Source organism: Streptomyces sp. NPDC049879, from assembly GCF_044461265.1.
Taxonomy (GTDB): Bacteria; Actinomycetota; Actinomycetes; order Streptomycetales; family Streptomycetaceae; genus Streptomyces.
Genome location: NZ_JBITKT010000004.1, coordinates 610,272 through 628,729, shown reverse-complemented (window position 1 = coordinate 628,729; position 18,458 = coordinate 610,272). Strand labels below are relative to the sequence as shown.

Annotated in this window: 14 protein-coding genes; 12 read left to right on the top strand and 2 right to left on the bottom strand. The window is 72.2% G+C overall.

Features of this window, described 5'->3' with window-relative positions; all coding sequences use genetic code 11:
- Position 1 precedes the first annotated feature (1 nt).
- From ACIBPC_RS17675 to ACIBPC_RS17665, 3 genes are read left to right on the top strand one after another with little or no spacing between them, the layout of a single operon-like run.
- A complete protein-coding gene (locus tag ACIBPC_RS17675; protein WP_362960546.1) occupies positions 2–610 on the top strand; it encodes a YdbC family protein in 609 nt (202 codons plus the stop codon).
- 44 nt (positions 611–654) lie between these two features.
- On the top strand, positions 655–1,320 hold the full coding sequence (locus tag ACIBPC_RS17670; RefSeq protein WP_362960543.1) for a histidine phosphatase family protein: 666 nt from the start codon (positions 655–657) through the stop codon (positions 1,318–1,320).
- 13 nt (positions 1,321–1,333) lie between these two features.
- Positions 1,334–2,038, top strand: a complete 705-nt coding sequence (locus ACIBPC_RS17665; RefSeq protein WP_398845500.1) for a ribonuclease HII — start codon at positions 1,334–1,336, stop codon at positions 2,036–2,038.
- A gap of 53 nt (positions 2,039–2,091) precedes the next feature.
- Here ACIBPC_RS17665 and ACIBPC_RS17660 read toward each other — a convergent pair whose 3' ends face one another.
- Positions 2,092–4,278 carry a RecQ family ATP-dependent DNA helicase gene (locus ACIBPC_RS17660; protein WP_398845498.1) on the bottom strand — a complete coding sequence of 729 codons (2,187 nt, stop codon included), beginning with the start codon at positions 4,276–4,278 and terminating at the stop codon, positions 2,092–2,094.
- 133 nt (positions 4,279–4,411) lie between these two features.
- Here ACIBPC_RS17660 and ACIBPC_RS17655 point away from each other — a divergent pair, with 133 nt between their 5' ends.
- From ACIBPC_RS17655 to ACIBPC_RS17635, 5 genes are all read left to right on the top strand, one after another.
- Positions 4,412–5,593 (top strand): DUF4192 domain-containing protein, encoded by a 1,182-nt coding sequence (locus tag ACIBPC_RS17655; RefSeq protein WP_398845496.1) that lies wholly within the window; start codon positions 4,412–4,414, stop codon positions 5,591–5,593.
- A gap of 7 nt (positions 5,594–5,600) precedes the next feature.
- Positions 5,601–6,470, top strand: a complete 870-nt coding sequence (locus tag ACIBPC_RS17650; protein WP_398845494.1) for an NUDIX domain-containing protein — start codon at positions 5,601–5,603, stop codon at positions 6,468–6,470.
- A gap of 96 nt (positions 6,471–6,566) precedes the next feature.
- Entirely contained in the window at positions 6,567–8,474 is a 1,908-nt protein-coding gene (locus tag ACIBPC_RS17645; RefSeq protein ID WP_398845492.1) for an ATP-binding cassette domain-containing protein, read from the top strand.
- A 143-nt stretch (positions 8,475–8,617) separates the two neighbouring features.
- Positions 8,618–9,601 carry an FCD domain-containing protein gene (locus ACIBPC_RS17640; RefSeq protein WP_362960526.1) on the top strand — a complete coding sequence of 328 codons (984 nt, stop codon included), beginning with the start codon at positions 8,618–8,620 and terminating at the stop codon, positions 9,599–9,601.
- Positions 9,602–9,900: 299 nt separating this feature from the next.
- Entirely contained in the window at positions 9,901–11,526 is a 1,626-nt protein-coding gene (locus tag ACIBPC_RS17635) for an RNA polymerase sigma factor (protein WP_362960523.1), read from the top strand.
- A 589-nt stretch (positions 11,527–12,115) separates the two neighbouring features.
- On the opposite strand, the gene ACIBPC_RS17630 is transcribed toward ACIBPC_RS17635, so the two are convergent.
- Positions 12,116–12,346 carry a hypothetical protein gene (locus ACIBPC_RS17630; protein WP_362960520.1) on the bottom strand — a complete coding sequence of 77 codons (231 nt, stop codon included), beginning with the start codon at positions 12,344–12,346 and terminating at the stop codon, positions 12,116–12,118.
- 424 nt (positions 12,347–12,770) lie between these two features.
- Between ACIBPC_RS17630 and ACIBPC_RS17625 the strand changes: the two genes are divergently transcribed.
- From ACIBPC_RS17625 to ACIBPC_RS17610, 4 genes are all read left to right on the top strand, one after another.
- On the top strand, positions 12,771–14,888 hold the full coding sequence (locus tag ACIBPC_RS17625) for a type IIA DNA topoisomerase subunit B (protein WP_398845489.1): 2,118 nt from the start codon (positions 12,771–12,773) through the stop codon (positions 14,886–14,888).
- Between the two features lie 174 nt (positions 14,889–15,062).
- Complete coding sequence (locus tag ACIBPC_RS17620; protein ID WP_362960515.1) at positions 15,063–16,073, top strand: LacI family DNA-binding transcriptional regulator; 1,011 nt, start codon at positions 15,063–15,065, stop codon at positions 16,071–16,073.
- Between the two features lie 130 nt (positions 16,074–16,203).
- Positions 16,204–17,571 carry an ABC transporter substrate-binding protein gene (locus ACIBPC_RS17615; protein ID WP_398845487.1) on the top strand — a complete coding sequence of 456 codons (1,368 nt, stop codon included), beginning with the start codon at positions 16,204–16,206 and terminating at the stop codon, positions 17,569–17,571.
- A gap of 1 nt (position 17,572) precedes the next feature.
- Positions 17,573–18,457: a sugar ABC transporter permease gene (locus tag ACIBPC_RS17610; RefSeq protein WP_362960509.1), complete on the top strand. Its 885-nt coding sequence runs from the start codon at positions 17,573–17,575 to the stop codon at positions 18,455–18,457.
- Position 18,458 lies beyond the last annotated feature (1 nt).

Below are 18,458 nucleotides of genomic sequence, written 5' to 3'. Positions count from 1 at the left end.
GGTGCTGGTCAAGTGGATGCGGTGCACCGTGACCGACCGGGTCGGGTTCGAGCGGGGGCAGCGGAAGTGGGCGGGGTTGCTCGGCGAGCCGGGGTTCCGGGCGCAGGGCGGTGGCTGGAGCAGGAGACGGGAAGGGGTCGTGCACCTCTTCGGCTTCTGGGAGAGCCGCGCGTTCTACGACTCGTTCATGGCGCGCTCCCACGACCGGCTGGCGCAGGCGCAGTCCGGCACGTACCAGGACATGCGGGTGCGGCTGTTCCAGTACCGCTTCGACGTGAAGACGGGCTTCGAGCCGCGCTTCGGCGAGGCGGACCTGCTGCGGGTGGCGCACTGCCAGGTGCACCGTGAGCGCGCCGAGCACTTCGCGCTGATGCAGGAGAAGGTGTGGAATCCGGCGATGGCCGGATCGCCCGGCATGCTGCGGGGGCTCTTCGCCGAGGCGGAGACGGAGAGCGAGTTCCTGGTCCTGTCGATGTGGAACTCGGCGGCCGAGCGCGCCAAGTACCGGACCGAGCGCGTCGAGCGGCTCGCGCTGCGCGCCCAGACCGGCGCCGATGTCGCGGCCATAGCCGGGGACGTCATCGACATGGAGCCGTCCTGGACCGTCTGAGCGGCGATGTGTCGCCCGCGGCCGGTTCGCATAGGCTGCATCCCATGGCACAGCCCCGGCGTATCGTCCTCCTGCGGCACGGAGAGTCGCAGGGGAACCACGACGATTCCGTGTACGCCCATGTCCCCGACCACGCGCTGGAACTGACGGCGAAGGGGCGGCAGCAGGCCGGGACGGCGGGGGAGCGGCTGCGCGAGGTCTTCGGCGACGAGCGGGTCTCCGCGTACGTGTCGCCCTACCGGCGCACGCATCAGACGTTCCAGCTGCTCGGTCTGGACCCCACCCGGGTGCGGGCGCGGGAGGAGCCGCGGCTCCGGGAGCAGGACTGGGGCAACTGGCAGGACCGCGAGGACGTGCTGCGGCAGAAGCGGTCGCGGGACGCGTACGGCCACTTCTTCTACCGCTTCGCCCAGGGGGAGTCGGGCGCCGACGTGTACGACCGGGTCGGGGCGTTCCTGGAGAGCCTGTGGCGCAGCTTCGAGGAGCGGGACCACCCGCCCAACGTCCTGCTGGTGACGCACGGCCTGACGATGCGCCTGTTCTGCATGCGCTGGCTGCACTGGACGGTCGCCGAGTTCGAGTCGCTCTCCAACCCGGGGAACGGCGAGACGCGTGAGCTGCTGCTCGGCCGGGACGGGCGCTACCACCTCGACCGGCCCTTCGAGCACTGGTACACACCCGAGCGGCCCTTCCAGGGCTGGTGCGCATAGAGTGGTCGCCGCCATGGCGTACGAACCTCCCACCCACCGCGTCGAACGGTCCCTCCGTGCCACCACCGGGGCCCGGGTCGTCGCCGGTGTGGACGAGGTGGGCCGCGGTGCCTGGGCCGGCCCGGTCACGGTGTGCGCCGCGGTCACGGGGCTGCGCAGGCCCCCGGAGGGGCTGACCGACTCGAAGCTGCTGCCCCCCCTGCGCCGCACCGCGCTCGCCGGGATCCTGACCGGCTGGGTGACCTCGTACGCGCTGGGGCACGCGTCGCCGCGGGAGATCGACGCCCTCGGCATGACGGCGGCGCTCCGGCTGGCCGCGTGCCGCGCCCTGGACGTGCTCCCGGAACGGCCGGACGCGGTGATCCTCGACGGCAAGCACGACTATCTCGGCGCCCCCTGGCGCGTGCGGACCGTCATCAAGGGCGACCAGTCGTGCGTGGCGGTCGCCGCCGCGTCCGTCATCGCCAAGGTGCACCGTGACGCGATGCTCGCCGAACTGGCGCCGGAGCACCCGCACTTCGCCTTCGACAGCAATGCGGGCTACCCCTCTCCCGTGCACCGTGCCGCACTGGAGACGCACGGGCCGACGCCGCACCACCGTCTGTCGTGGTCGTACCTCGACGCCCTGCCGCGCTGGCGGCACCTGAGAGTGCCGTCGCACCGCGACGCGCTCGCGGCCGAGTCCCTGGAGGACGCGGGACAGCTCGGCATCTTCTGAGCCGTTCCCCGCCCGAGGCCCGGGCCGCGGCGGTGCCGCGCCCGGCCGCCGCCTCATCCCTGCACCGCCAGGACGAGCGGCAGCACGGCGTCAGCCCCGGCGCGCCGCAGGGCGCGGGCCGCGAGGGCCAGTGTCCAGCCCGTCTCGGTGAAGTCGTCGACGAGGAGGATCCCGCCCGGGTTCGCCCGGACGAGCGCGGCGGTCTCCTCCGGCAGGCCGAGGGACTCGTACAGCGCGCGCACGCGGCGGGCGCCGTTGCTCCGGGACGGCGCCGGTTCCGCCGAGGTGACCGCTCCGAGCAGCGGCATGCGTCCGACGCGGGCGATGTGTTCGCCGAGGGAGCGGACGAGCTGGGGCCGCGCCCGGGAGGCCACGGTCACCACGCCCACCGGGCGCCGGGCCGCGTCGGGAGCGCCCGTCGCCCAGCCGCCCGGTCCCCGTGACCAGTCGGCGAGCAGGGTGACCACGGCGTCGAGCACGTCCGCCGGCAGCGGGGCGTCCGGCGTGCCCGGGGCGAAGAGGGGGCGGAGCCGGTTGCCCCAGCCGATGTCGGACAGGCGTCCGAGCGCCCGGCCGGGCTCGGCCTGCTCACCCGCCGGGATGCGGCCCTTCAGGTCGATGCCGGTGGCGGGCAGACCGGTCGGCCACATCTTGCGCGGCTCCACGGCTGTGCCGGTCCTGATGAGTTCGCCCCGTGCGGCGTCGAGCGCGGCCTGCGACACGTCGGCCGGGAAGCGGTGGGCCGTGCAGTTGTCGCAGCGGCCGCAGGGCGCGGCCTGCTCGTCGTCCAGTTGCCTGCGCAGGTATTCCATGCGGCAGCCGGTGAGCGTGACATAGGCGCGCATGGCCTGCTGTTCGGCCTCCCGCTGCCGTGCCACCCACGCGTACCGCTCGGTGTCGTAGGACCAGGGGCGGCCGGTGGCGGTCCAGCCCCCGCGTTCGCGGCGCACGGCGCCGTCCACGTCGAGCACCTTCAGCATGGTCTCCAGGCGCGACCTGCGCAGTTCCACCTGGGGTTCGAGGGCGGGCAGGGACAGGGGGCGGCCCGCCGCCGCCAGGACGTCGAGCGTCTGCCGCACCTGCGCCTCCGGGGGGAACGCCAGGGAGGCGAAGTACCGCCAGATCGCCTCGTCCTCGGCGCCGGGCAGCAGGAGCACCTCCGCGTGCTCCACGCCGCGTCCCGCGCGGCCCACCTGCTGGTAGTAGGCGATGGGCGAGGAGGGCGAGCCCAGGTGGACGACGAACCCGAGGTCCGGTTTGTCGAATCCCATGCCGAGCGCGGAGGTGGCGACCAGCGCCTTGACCCGGTTCGCGAGGAGGTCGTCCTCCGCCGCCTGCCGGTCCGCGCCCTCGGTGCGCCCGGTGTAGGCGGTGACGCGGTGGCCGCGTGCCGACAGGTGGGCGGCCACCTCCTCGGCCATGGCGACGGTCAGGGTGTAGATGATCCCCGACCCCGGCAGCTCGTCCAGGTGGTCGTCGAGCCAGGCGAGCCGGTGGGCCGCGTCCGGCAGGCGCAGCGCGGCCAGGCGCAGGCTCTGCCGGTCGAGCGTCCCGCGCAGCACGAGGGCTTCCGCCGAGTCGGTGCCGGTGCCGAGCTGTTCGGCGACGTCGGCGGTGACACGGGCGTTGGCCGTCGCCGTCGTGGCCAGCACGGGGACGCCCGCGGGCAGTTCGGCGAGCATGGTCCGCAGCCGCCGGTAGTCGGGCCTGAAGTCGTGCCCCCAGTCGGAGATGCAGTGCGCCTCGTCCACGACGAGCAGGCCCGTCGTCGCGGCGAGGCTCGGCAGCACCGTGTCGCGGAACTCCGGGTTGTTGAGGCGCTCGGGGGAGACGAGCAGGACGTCCACGTTTCCGGCGGCCACCTCGGCGCGCACCGTCTCCCACTCCTCCGCGTTCGCCGAGTTGATGCTCCTGGCGCGGATGCCGGCCTTCCCGGCGGCGTCGATCTGGTTGCGCATGAGCGCCAGCAGCGGGGAGATGATGACCGTCGGCCCGCTGCCCGCGGCCCGCAGCAGGGCCGTCGCGACGAAGTACACGGCCGACTTCCCCCAGCCGGTCCGCTGGACGACCAGGGCCCGGCGCCGCTCCGCCACCAGCGCCTCGATGGCGCGCCACTGGTCGGTCCGCAGCCGCGCGCCCTCCACGCCGACGAGGCGCGCGAGCACGGCGTCCGCCGCCTCGCGGAGGCCGGGACCGGTGGAATCCTGCTGTGCGGGGGAGCCCGCGGGTGAGTGGCGCATGGACCCATGCAAGCCGACGCGGGCCCCCGGCCGCCAATCACCCTGGGGAAAACCGATCCGATGATCCGATCGCCTACGGTGCCTGTGGACAACGGCCGACGCCCGCGCCCGTGTCTGCCGCAAGCTCCTCGGCATGACTCGACACAGCGATGCGACATCCGGTCCGACCGCCACCGGGGAAGGCGGCGTCACACTCCGCGGACCGGCCGACCTGGCCGACGCCCTGCCCCACCTCCTCGGCTTCCGCCCCGACGACTCCATCGTGCTCATCGGGCTCCACGGGCCGCGCGGCCGCGTGGGCGGGCGGGTCAGGACGGGCATTCCCGCCGACCCCGCCTGCTGGACGGAGGCCGCCGACCAGATGGCGGCCTCCCTGGCCGAGAACAGCGCGCGACGCGGGGTCCGCCCCGACGCCGCCGTCGCCTACCTGTGCCAGGAACCGCCGTCCGGCACCGACGCCCGTTCCTGCATGGAACGGCTCCGGCCGCTCGCCCAGCGCCTCAGGACGGCCTGCGGTTCCCTGGACATCCCCGTGCACGAGGCGCTCTACATGGCGGACGGCCGCTTCTGGTCCTACTGCTGCACCGGGACCGACCGCTGCTGCCCGGAGGACGGCGGTGAGCTGCCCGCCGAGGGCACCTCACCGATGGCGGCGGCCTCGGCGTATGCCGGGATCCCCCGGCGCGGCTCGCTCCGCGAGATCGAGCAGCGCCTCCTGCCGGCCGAGGGCCGCGCCGTCCCGCCCCAGCTGCGCGCGTTCGACGACGCGGCCCGCGCGCTCCTCCCCAGGATGCTCGGCGCCCCGGCGGACGTCGAGGCGGTGCGCGAGGAGACGCTCGGCCTCGCGGAGCGGCTGCTCCTCCGGCTCCGGCGGACGGCCGACCGGGGAGAGGGCGGTCCACCGGCGGCCGACAAGGGGGACGACGCACTGATCACCTCCGCCGAGGCGGCCCGCCTGGTGATCGGCCTCCAGGACCGGATCGCCCGGGACCGGGCGGCGGAGTGGATGGAGGGCGGCGACGGCCCGCCCGCGCTGCGCCTGTGGTCCGCGCTCGCCAGGCGGTGCGTCGCCGCGTACGCGGGCCACGCCGCGGCGCCGCTGACCCTGGCCGGGTGGGTCGCCTGGTCCACCGGCGACGGGATCGGCGCGCGTGTGGCGCTCGGCCGCGCCCTCCGGGCCGACCCCGACTACGTCTTCGCCCGGCTGCTCCACCAGGCGTGCAACGAGGGTGTCGACCCGGAGCCGTTGCGCCGCTCGATGAGGCAGCAGCGGGCCGATCGCAGGCGGCGGGGAGGGGGTTCGGGCGCCCTATGATCACGGCATGCCCTACGACCCGTCGGACTTCCCGCCGTTCGCCGTCACCGTCGATCTGGTCGTGCTCACCGTCCGCAGGCACGCCTTGTGCGCGCTCACCGTGCGCCGTGGGGAGGAGCCCTACCGGGGGCAGTGGGCACTGCCGGGCGGATTCGTCCGCACGGACGAGGACCTGGCCACGGCCGCGGCACGTGAACTGGCCGAGGAGACGGGCCTGCGGACGAACGAGCCGGGCAGCGGCCACTCGGCGGCCCACCTCGAACAGCTCGCCACCTACGGCGATCCCGACCGGGACCCGAGGATGCGCGTGGTCAGCGTCGCCCACCTGGTGCTGGCACCCGACCTGCCCGCACCCACCCCCGGAGGCGACGCGGGCGGGGCCCAGTGGACGCCTGTCGGCGCCCTGCTGGACGAGGGCGGCGCACGCGGCGCAGGGGACGCGGCGGCCCCGTCCGCGGACACCGCTGGCGCTCCCGCCGACTCCGCCGTCTCCGTCGAGTCCGGGACCGGTGACGGAAGCGGCGGGCGGGGCGAGGACGGCACCAGTGGGCCGCCCGCCGGAGTGAGGCTGGCCTTCGACCACGGGCGCATCCTCGCCGACGGGGTGGAGCGCGCGCGTTCGAAGATCGAATACTCGTCCCTCGCCGCCGCGTTCTGCCCGCCGGAGTTCACCGTCGGGGAGCTGCGCCGTGTGTACGAGGCGGTGTGGGGCGTCGTGCTCGATCCGCGCAACTTCCACCGCAAGGTGACCGGCACGCCCGGCTTCCTCGTGCCGGTCGGCGGGACGACGACCCGGCAGGGCGGCCGCCCCGCCCAGCTGTTCAGGGCGGGCGGCGCCACGGTGCTCAACCCGCCCATGCTCAGACCCGAGGTGTGAGGCCCGGACGCGCGGGGCGCTAACCCCCGCGCGTCGCCCGGAAAATCCCTTTCATCCCGTTAAGGTGCCTCACGTGCGCGCTCAACGGGAGAATCGATGATCCAGGCCATCGGACTCACCAGTCTGTCCCGGCGCGGTAGGCCACCGGCCGTCGACGACCTCACGTTCGAGGCACGTCCCGGCGACGTCACGGCGCTGCTCGGGCCGTCGGGTTCCGGCAAGTCCACCGCCCTGCGGCTCATGCTCCACCTGACGCCGGGGCGCGGGGTCGCCCTCTTCCGGGGCCGCGGCCTCGTCCAGATCCCGCACCCCGCACGGGAGATCGGCACGCTCCTCGGCGACGTCCCCGGCCACCCCCGCCGCACCGCGCTCGGCCACCTCCGCATGCTGGCCGCCGCCGCCGGGGTCCCGGCCGCCCGCGCCGGGGAAGTCCTCGACGTCGTCGGGCTCAGCGGGCTCGCGGGGCAGCGCCTCGGCCGCTTCTCGCGGGGCATGGACCGCCGCCTCGGACTCGCGACCGCCCTGCTCGGCGACCCGCACACCCTGGTCCTCGACGAACCGTCCCACGGCCTCTCGCCCCGCGAGACCGCCTGGATGCGCGGACTCCTGCGCGGATACGCCGACCAGGGCGGCGCCGTCCTGGTCACGGCGCGCGACGCGGAGGAGACCGCGCGGTTCGCGGACCGCGTCGTCACCCTCGACTCCGGCCGCCTCGTCGCCGACCAGGCCGTCCAGGACTTCGCGCGCACCCGGCTCCGCCCCCGCGTCGCCGTCCACACCCCGCACGCCGAGCGCCTCGCCGCCGCCCTCGCCCAGGAGTTCAGGACCGCCGAACCGGGACCCGACGGACCGCCCGAGGTCGTACGCGAGTCCGGCACCCGCATCTCCGTCTACGGCAGCAGCCGCGCGGTCATCGGCGAGGTCGCCTACCGCCATCACATCGTGATGCACCAACTCGCCGACGAGATCGGCGACTCCGGCGACCGCCGCGCGGCCGCCCCCCTCGACCGTGCCGACGGGCGGACCCCCGAGGCCGCCCGGAGACAGGCCGTGCTCCGCCGCGCGCTCCCCGCCGCCCCGCCCGCGGGCGAGCCGTCCCCGGCACAGACCCTGACCCTCCCGGTCGCCCCGCCGCTCGACCCGGCTCCCGGCGCCGCACCCGAGGCCGACCCCGACAACGCCGGTCAGCAGGACACCGCCACCGTCGCCCCACTGCCCAGGCTCCTCACCCTCTCGCCCCCAGGCCCCACTTGGCCGCTCCGCTACGAACTGCGCCGCTGGGCAGGGCTCCACTCCGGCTGGTGGATCATGGCCACCGCCCTTGTCGCCGGGCTCGTCACCGCGCTCTGCCTCGCGGTGTCCGGCACCCAGCCCGTGGAACGCGCGCTCACCGGCTGGGCCGAACCCCTCCCGCTGCCTCCCGTCGCCATGGCGGCGGGCCTGCTGGGCGCCCTGGCGTTCGGCCAGGAATTCCGCTACCCCGCGCTCGCGCCCGCCACCGTGCCCGTCGCCCGGCGGCTCTCACTCCTCACGGGCAAGCTCGCCGTCGCGGGCTGCGCCGCCCTCCTGCTGTGCTGCGCGGCGGTCGCCGCCAACTCCGCGACCCTCCACCTCGCGCTCGCCCACCGCGCCCCCGGCGCCGAGGCGTGGACCGCCGCCGTCGAGAGCATCGCCCTGCTCACCGTCGGCTGCGCCTGGGCCGGTGTGCTGGCCGCCGGGATCTTCCGCTCCACGCTCGCCGGCCTGGCGGCGGTCGCCGCCGTGCCGCTCGCGGCCGCCCCAGGACTCCGCGCGCTGCTCGACAGCCCGGCGGGTGCCTCGCTGAGCGGGCTGCCCGGCCGCTTCCAGGCCCTCACCACACTTCCGTTCCCTTCCGGAGTCGATCGCTGGCTGTCCGCTTCCGCGCATCTCGCATCCCAGCCGATCGGCTGGGCACTCGCCCTCTCCCTCACCGTCATGCTCGGCGGATACGCCCTGATCAGCCTGCGCAACAGCCTTCGCTGACCGCCCAGTCGGCGCCGCACACGGACGGCCCGTGACCGGGCCGCGGCCCCCAACTTCCCGCTGATTGTCCGCGATGCGCGCGGGAAGTCCATTTCCTTCCGGTTAGACGTCAATTATGCGGGAGTCGCCGATCACCCTTTCGTGTGCTTTTCACCAAAGACCTCAAGGTGCCAACGGACGCCGCCGACAAAGGAGGCGTGACTACCCTTGCGCACTCGATGATGACCACCTCCCGCTCGGCCGACTCCGGCGCCACCGGCTCGGGAGACCTCGACCGCTACTCCTACGCGGAGTCAAGCGGCGCCGCCCGCACCACCAACGCCCTCGCCTGGGACGGCGCCGACCCCGACATGGGCCGCATCGGCCGCCGCGCCGCCGGCAGCCGGGGCCGCGGCCTGCACGGCCAACTCGTCCAGCAGCTCGGCCAGATGATCGTCTCCGGCGACCTCGGCGCCGACCGGCCCCTCGTCCCCGAGGAGATCGGCCAGCGGTTCGAGGTCTCCCGCACCGTCGTCCGGGAGTCCCTCCGCGTCCTGGAGGCCAAGGGCCTCGTCAGCGCCCGGCCCAACGTCGGCACCCGCGTCCGCCCCGTCGGCGACTGGAACCTGCTCGACCCCGACATCATCGAATGGCGCGCCTTCGGCCCCCAGCGGGACGACCAGCGCCGCGAGCTGGGCGAGCTGCGCCTCACCATCGAGCCGCTCGCCGCCCGCCTCGCCACCGGTGACGCGCGGGAGGAGGTGCGCCAGCGCCTCGGCGACATGGTCGAGATCATGACGCACGCCCTCGGCCAGGGCGACGCCCTCACCTTCTCCCGCGCCGACGCCGAGTTCCACGCGCTGCTCCTCCAGGCCGCGGGCAACCGGATGCTGGAACACCTCTCGGGCATCGTCGCCGCCGCCCTCCAGGTCTCCGGCGGCGTCGCGTCCGGCTGCGAACAGCCGTCCGAGGCGTCCGTCACCATGCACCAGCGCATCCTGGAGGCCGTCGCGGCCGGGGAGGCGAACGCCGCCGAGAACGCCATGCGCCAGCTGCTCACCGCGTCCCACGAGGTGCCCGCGCCCACGGCGCCGGGGCAGCCCGCCGCCGGTGCCGACCACGTCGTGCCCGCCCCGCGCGAGCACTGACGGGGACACCGGCCGGGGAGCGCGGCACCCGGCGTCACGGTGCGTCGTCGGGGCCGGCCCTCACCGGACTCCGGCGGCGCGTTTGCACCGGCCCGTTACAGTCGAGGGTGGCGGTGTGACTCGCGCCACGCGAAAGCTGCGTAACGCTTCGGGGAGCAGTGCGATGTCCCAAGAGGTGGCCGCGGCGGCCGGAGCGATCCGGCCCCACGCCTGCCGAAGCCGTCGGCGCACCCTCGCCGGCGGTCACGGTTCCGCTTCCATCGAGCGGGCCTTAAGCCGTTCCCAGAGTTTCCGAGAGGTTGTTCGTGTCGGCCAGCACTTCCCGTACTCTCCCCGCGGAGATCGCCGAGTCCAATTCTGTGATGGCGCTCATCGAACGGGGAAAGGCTGAGGGGCAGATCGCCGGCGACGATGTGCGCCGGGCCTTCGAAGCTGACCAGATCCCGTCAACCCAGTGGAAGAACGTACTGCGCAGCCTCAACCAGATCCTCGACGAGGAGGGCGTGACGCTGATGGTGAGTGCCGCCGAGGCGCCCAAGCGCACCCGGAAGAGTGTCGCCGCGAAGACGACGGCCAAGCGCACCGCGACCAAGACCGTCGCGGCCAAGACCGCCCCGGCGAAGAAGGCCACCGCCGTGGCCAGGCCCGAGGCACCCGCCACCGCGGACGGGGGCGCCGTGATCGAGGGCGGCTCCGTCTCCCAGAAGACCGCCACCGCGAAGAAGACCGCCGCGAAGAAGGCGGCCCCCGCCAAGAAGGCCGCGGCGCGCAAGACCACCGCGAAGAAGGCCGCCCCGGCCAAGAAGACGGCCGCGGGCAAGGACGACGCGGGCAAGAAGGAGATCGTCGACGAGTTCCTCGAGGGTGATGAGGAGACCCTGGAGGAGCCGACCGAGACCGCGGTCCGCGCCGGTGCGCCGGGCGAGGGCCCGGGGGCGAAGACCGAGAACGAGGGCTTCGTCCTGTCCGACGAGGACGAGGACGACGCCCCCGCGCAGCAGGTCGCGGCCGCCGGTGCCACCGCCGACCCGGTCAAGGACTACCTCAAGCAGATCGGCAAGGTCCCGCTGCTCAACGCCGAGCAGGAGGTCGAGCTGGCCAAGCGCATCGAGGCGGGCCTGTTCGCCGAGGACAAGCTGGCGGGCTCCGACAAGATCGCCCCCAAGCTCCGCCGCGAGCTGGAGATCATCTCCGAGGACGGCCGCCGGGCGAAGAACCACCTGCTGGAGGCGAACCTCCGCCTCGTCGTCTCGCTGGCCAAGCGCTACACCGGCCGCGGCATGCTCTTCCTCGACCTCATCCAGGAAGGCAACCTCGGCCTGATCCGCGCGGTCGAGAAGTTCGACTACACCAAGGGCTACAAGTTCTCCACCTACGCCACGTGGTGGATCCGGCAGGCGATCACCCGCGCCATGGCCGACCAGGCGCGCACCATCCGCATCCCGGTGCACATGGTCGAGGTGATCAACAAGCTCGCCCGCGTCCAGCGCCAGATGCTCCAGGATCTGGGTCGCGAGCCCACCCCGGAGGAGCTGGCCAAGGAACTGGACATGACGCCCGAGAAGGTCGTCGAGGTCCAGAAGTACGGCCGCGAGCCGATCTCCCTGCACACCCCGCTGGGCGAGGACGGCGACAGCGAGTTCGGTGACCTCATCGAGGACTCCGAGGCCGTGGTCCCGGCCGACGCGGTCAGCTTCACGCTCCTCCAGGAGCAGCTGCACTCCGTCCTGGACACCCTCAGCGAGCGGGAGGCCGGCGTGGTCTCCATGCGCTTCGGCCTCACGGACGGCCAGCCGAAGACGCTGGACGAGATCGGCAAGGTCTACGGCGTGACGCGTGAGCGCATCCGGCAGATCGAGTCGAAGACCATGTCCAAGCTGCGTCACCCGTCCCGCTCGCAGGTCCTGCGCGACTACCTCGACTGATCAGGAGGGGTCGGTACCGATCGGCACTGACCCGGATCAGCACGGTGAAACGGCCGGTACCCCGTACGGGGTACCGGCCGTTCGTGTGATGTCTGCGCGGTGTCCGGTCTCTGCGGTGTCCGGTGGGGCGCCGCGATGGCGGTGGGTCATCGAAGGCGGCCCGGGAGTGACGGTGGCCGGTGGTGGGCGGCCTGACCGGCGGGAGCGCGTACGCGGGGGCGCGAGGGACGGCTGCGCGGCCGGGCGTGGCTCGTGGAGGGCCCTCAGTGCGTGTCTGCGCGTCTGGGGCGGCCTGGGGGCCAAAGGAGCCCGGAGAGGACCGGGGGAGCGCTCGTGGGCGCCGGAGCCTCGGGACGGGAGGGCATGCTCCCGGCGGAGGACGGCGGGCTGGATCAGCCGAGCCACCCGTGATCGGGGGCGCACGCGACGCTGCCGTGCGTGACGGTGATGCGGTCGGGGGCTGGGAGGCCCGGAAGTCGGTGACGGGATCGCGGTGATCGGTCACCCATGGTCAGCGCCACGAGTGACCGACCCCGTCCGGATCAACCGGATACAGCCCGTCGGATGGGTGACGCGAGACGTCAGCGGATCAACGTTCGTCGTCGTTCGCGGTAGCGGGAGTCGCGGTGAGCTTCTCCGTCTCGTCCTGTATTTCCGCGGCGATCTTCTTGAGCTCCGGCTCGAACTTGCGCCCGTGGTGGGCGCAGAAGAGCAGCTCTCCGCCGGTGGTGAGGACCACGCGGAGGTACGCCTGGGCACCACAGCGATCGCAGCGGTCCCCAGCCGTCAGCGGGGTCGCGGGGGTCAGAACAGTAGTCACGTCGCCTCTTCTCTAGCTCGACGAGCTGTCGTACCAGGGACAACATCCAACCAGGCCGAGAACGTTCCCGCTCGCGGCTTTCCCAGGAAAAAAGCTCTCCCCCGAGGGCCGGACGCTGCCCGGTGGCGGCGAATGAGCCGTAGTAGCGGATGGTGCTTCGTTAACGCATGTCGAGTGGTGGTTGTTCCGGCTGCCTCGGGGTCCCGGGGCCGCTCCTTCGTTCAGAAGGACGTGCCCGGAGCCTAAAGGGTTCATGCCTCGTTGGGAACGTGATGTACACGTCACCCGGACGAGTTATCGAACGCGTGAGCGACGCTCGGCTACCCTGGATCTTCCCGGGGAGCCGCACAACCGCTCTACAAGGCCTCGGTACCCTCTGAGCGGCGACTGCCACCCGATTTGGATTCAGCGAGGAGCGAACTGCGTGACCGCCGACACGTCCGTGCCATCCACTGCACTGCTGAACGGGCCCGACACAGACGGTAACTACACCGCGCGGCACCTGCTCGTCCTGGAGGGCCTGGAGGCGGTGCGCAAGCGGCCCGGTATGTACATCGGGTCCACCGACAGCCGCGGGCTCATGCACTGCCTCTGGGAGATCATCGACAACGCCGTGGACGAGGCCCTCGGCGGCCACTGCGACACGATCGACGTCCTCCTCCACGGCGACGGCTCCGTGGAGGTCAGGGACAACGGGCGCGGCATCCCGGTGGACATCGAGCCGAAGACCGGCCTGTCCGGCGTCGAGGTCGTCATGACCAAGCTCCACGCGGGCGGCAAGTTCGGCGGCGGCTCGTACGCGGCCTCCGGCGGCCTGCACGGCGTCGGCGCGTCCGTCGTGAACGCGCTCTCGGCCCGCCTGGACGTGGAGGTGGACCGCGCCGGGCGCACGCACGCGATCAGCTTCCGCCGCGGCACCCCCGGCGTCTTCGCGCGGATCGGCGCGGACGCCCCGTTCGAACCGAAGGGCGGCCTCGTCGCGGGCCGGAAGCTCCCGAAGACGCGCACCGGCACCCGGGTCCGCTACTGGGCCGACCGGCAGATCTTCCTGCGGGACGCCCGGCTCTCGCTCGACACGCTGTACGCCCGCGCGCGGCAGACGGCGTTCCTCGTCCCCGGCCTCACCCTCACCGTGCGTGACGAACGGGGACTGGACGGCGCCGAGCCGACCGAGGAGGTCTTCCGCTACGACGGGGGCATCAGCGAGTTCTGCGAGTTCCTCGCGCCCGACCGCCCGGTCTGCGACGTGCTGCGGCTGAGCGGGCAGGGCACCTTCAAGGAGACCGTCCCCGTCCTCGACGACCGCGGCCACATGATCCCGACGGAGGTGAAGCGCGACCTCGACGTGGACATCGCCCTGCGCTGGGGCACCGGCTACGACACGACGCTCAAGTCCTTCGTCAACATCATCGCCACCCCCAAGGGCGGCACCCACGTCACGGGCTTCGAGCGTGCCGTCACCAGGACCATGAACGAGGTGCTGCGCGCCGCCAAGCTGCTGCGCGTGGCCGAGGACGACATCGTCAAGGACGACGCCCTGGAGGGCCTCACGGCGGTGGTGACCGTCCGGCTGGCCGAGCCGCAGTTCGAGGGGCAGACGAAGGAGGTCCTGGGGACGTCGGCCGCGTCGCGGATCGTCGCGCAGGTCGTCTCCAAGGAGCTGAAGGCGTTCCTCACCTCCACCAAGCGGGACGCGAAGCAGCAGGCGCGCGCCGTGCTGGAGAAGGCGGTGGCCTCGGCGCGCACCCGCATCGCCGCCCGGCAGCACAAGGAGGCGCAGCGCCGCAAGACGGCCCTGGAGTCGTCCGCGCTGCCCGCGAAGCTGGCGGACTGCCGCAGCGACGACGTGGACCGCAGCGAGCTGTTCATCGTCGAGGGCGACAGCGCGCTCGGCACGGCCAAGCTGGCGCGGAACTCCGAGTTCCAGGCCCTGCTGCCCATCCGCGGCAAGATCCTCAACGTCCAGAAGTCCTCCGTGTCCGACATGCTGAAGAACGCGGAGTGCGGCGCCATCATCCAGGTGATAGGGGCCGGGTCGGGGCGGACGTTCGACATCGACCAGGCGCGGTACGGCCGGGTCATCTTCCTGGCGGACGCCGACGTGGACGGCGCGCACATCCGCTGCCTGCTGCTGACCCTCTTCCAGCGCTACATGCGGCCGATGGTCGAGCAGGGCCGGGTCTTCTCGGCCGTGCCGCCGCTGCACCGGATCGAGCTGAGCAATCCGCGGAAGGGGCAGGACAAGTACGTCTACACCTATTCGGACGCCGAGCTGCGGGACACGCTGCTCGACCTCGAACGGCGCGGTGTGCGGTACAAGGACTCCATCCAGCGCTATAAGGGGCTCGGCGAGATGGACGCGGACCAGCTGGCGGAGACCACGATGGACCCGCGCCGGCGGACCCTGCGCCGGATCAACATCAGCGACCTGGAGGCGGCCGAGGAGGCGTTCAGCCTGCTGATGGGGAACGAGGTGGCGCCGCGCCGGGAGTTCATCGCCAGCTCGGCGGCCACGCTGGACCGCTCGCGGATCGACACCTGACGGGGGGCGCCCCGGGCGCAGGGCGGGTCGGCGGGCTTCCGCGGCCCGCCTTCACCGTGCGATCGGTGATGCCCGGGGACGCCGGTCCCGGAGTGTGGAACGGCCCGCCGGGGCAGGGGCGTTCCTGGACGACTCACGCAATTCACTTGCGTTAATTGCGTTAGAGTTGCAGCCATGACACGACGACTTGCCCAAGTAGCGCAAAAGGTGGGGGTCAGCGAAGCCACCGTCAGCCGGGTCCTGAACGGCAAGCCCGGCGTCTCGGAGGCCACCCGGCAGGCGGTGCTCACCGCGCTCGACGTGCTGGGGTACGAGCGGCCGACCCAACTGCGGGGCGAACGCGGCCGGCTGGTCGGTCTCGTGCTCCCGGAACTGCAGAATCCCATCTTCCCCGCCTTCGCGGAGGTCCTGGGCGGCGTGCTGGCGCAGCGGGGGCTCGTCCCCGTGCTGTGCACCCAGACGCCCGGCGGCATCAAGGAGACGGACTACGTGGACCTCCTGCTCCAGCAGCAGGTGTCCGGCGTCGTCTTCGCCGGCGGCCTCTATGCCCAGGCCAACGCGTCGCACGACCACTACCGGCTGCTCGCCGAACGGCGGCTGCCGGTCGTGCTGATCAACGCGTCGGTGCCGGGGCTGCCCTTCCCCCGGGTCTCGTGCGACGACGCGGTGGCCGTCGAGCAGGCGTGGCGGCACCTCGTCTCCCTGGGGCACGAACGCATCGGGATCGTCCTCGGCCCCGAGGACCACATCCCCTCCCAGCGCAAGCTCGCGGCGGCGCGCGCGGCGGCGGCCGCGGCCGGCACCGAACTGCCGGAGGAGCGCGTGGCGCGGGCCATGTACACGCTGGAAGGGGGGCAGGCGGCGACGACCACGCTGCTGGAACGCGGGGTCACCGGCGTCATCTGCGCCAGCGACGTCATCGCCCTGGGCGCGGTGCGTGCGGCGCGGCGGCGCGGGCTGTCCGTGCCCGACGACCTCTCGGTGGTCGGTTTCGACGACTCCGCCCTGATGACCAGCACTTCTCCGCCGCTCAGCACGGTGCGCCAGCCCATCGAGGCCATGGGCAGGGCGGCGGTGGAGGTGCTGGTGGCGCAGTTCGGCGGGCGCGATGTGCCGCGGGACGAGCTGCTGTTCGAGCCCGAACTGGTCGTACGGGAATCAACGGGTCCCGCCCTCGTCAAGTGACACGTCTCCTCCTGCCCCAGGTGACAACTCGGCGTCGATATTTTTCAATCTACACGCAGGATCTTGCGCATCGGTGATCCCGGTGGTTGAGTGTGCGCCACTCCAGGCCATGCTGACGAAGGGGTCATCCATGACACGCAGCGCGAACCGTCGCCGCGTCGCTCTCGCCACCACGGCCGTTCTCGCTCTCACGCTCGCCGCCTGTTCCTCGGACGACGACAGCGGTGAGAGCGAGGACGGCAGAATCCAGCTCGACATCAACGGCCAGCCTCCCGGCACCGACGCACGGGAGCTCGCCATCTTCGAGGCGGAGGTCGCCGCCTTCGAGGACGCCCACCCCGATATCGACATCGTCCCCCATGAGGGCTTCATGGAGCCCGAGACGTTCAACACCAAAATCGCCAGCGGCGAGCTGGAGGACGTCTTCTATGTCTACTTCACCGACCCGGCCCGTCTGATCGAGCAGGGTTACGCCGCCGACATCACCGACTACCTCGGCGACGTCGAATACCTCGACCAGGTCAAGCCCGAGCTGAACGAGGTCTTCCAGGACGCGGAAGGCCGCCAGTACGGCATACCCACCGCCAACTACTCCATGGGCCTCCTCTACAACCGCGACCTCTTCGAGCAGGCGGGTCTCGACCCGAACGCGCCCCCCACCACCTGGGAGGAGGTCCGCGAGGCCTCCGCCGCCATCTCCGAACTGGGCGGCGGCGTCACCGGATACGGCGAGTGCGCCATCGAGAACACCGGTGGCTGGCACCTCACCAGCGAGATCTACTCCACGGGCGGCGAGGTCGCCACGCAGGAGGGCGACAGCTGGCAGGCCGCGTTCAACACCCCGGAGACGACCGCGCTCCTCGAGAACCTCCAGGCCATGCGCTGGGAGGACGACTCGATGGGCGGCGACCAGATGCGGTCCTGCGAGGACCTGATGATCTCGATGGGCGCGGGCCAGCTCGGCATGTACGTCGCGGCTCCCGACAACATCCCCAGCATCGTGCGCCAGTACGAGGGCACCTACGAGAACCTGGGTCTCGGCCCGATCCCCGGCGGTCAGGGCACCCTGATCGGCGGCGAGGGCTACATGATCAACGCCGAGGCGTCCCCCGAGCAGATCGAGGCCGCGCTGACCTGGCTCCAGTGGCGCTTCATCAACCCGGACGAGACCGAGCGCCGCATCCAGGACCGCCTCGACGACGACCAGCCGGTCGGCCTGCCGATGCCCCCCACCCCCGACATCTGGATCGAGGGTGCCACCCGTGACGCGGTCGAGGCGCTGAAGGAAGAGCACGCCAACGTCCCGATCGAGAACGTCGCCCCCTTCATGGACGCCGCGCCCACCATCCCGGGCCGCATCGAGCCGCCGTCGGCCCAGGAGGTCTACGCGCTCCTCGACAACGTCGTCCAGGGTGTGCTGACCGACGAGTCCGCCGACATCGGGGCCCTCCTCGACGAGGCCGAGACGGCGGTCAACCGGATCTACGACGCCCTCTGACATGGCCGCCCCCGCATCGCGCCGCCGGTTGACGGAGAACGTCACCGCCTACGGGTTCCTCTGCGCGGCCCTCGTCGTCTTCGCCTTCTTCGCCTGGTGGCCGGCCATCCGCAACGTGGTCCTGAGCTTCCAGGAGGTGAATTTCGTCCGCGGGTCCAGCTGGGTGGGTCTGGAGAACTTCGAGTTCATCTTCGACGACCCGCTGTTCGCCACCGCGTGGCGCAACAGCGCCATCTTCTCGCTGTACGCGCTGGTCCTCGGATTCGGTGTCCCCTTCGTCACCGCGGTCCTCATCAACGAGTTCCGTCACGCGCGGGCGTACTTCCGCGTCCTGGTGTACCTGCCGGTGATGCTCCCGCCCGTCGTGGTCGCGCTGATGTGGCGATGGTTCTACCAGCCGGAAGGTGGGCTGATCAACGAGGTGCTCGGCACCGTCGGTCTGCCCACCTCCGACTGGATCAACTCCCCGAGCACCTCCCTGATCTCGCTCGTCATCGTCTCCACCTGGGCCAACATGGGCAGCGCGACCCTGATCTACCTCGCCGCGCTCCAGACCATCCCGGGGGAGCTGTACGAATCGGCGGAACTGGACGGCGCGGGCATCTTCAAACGGTTGTGGCACGTGACGATCCCGCAGACGCGCTTCGTCATCCTCATGCTGCTGCTGATGCAGGTGATCGCGACGATGCAGGTGTTCACGGAACCGTTCGTGATGACCGGGGGCGGTCCGCAGGACTCCACCGTCACGGTGATGCTCCTCGTCTACCGCTACGCCTTCCAGTACAACAACTTCGGCGCCGCCAGCGCCATGAGCCTCCTGCTCCTGCTGGTCCTCGCCGTCTTCTCCGCCGCCTACCTGCGGGTCACCCGCAGCCGGCAGATCTGAG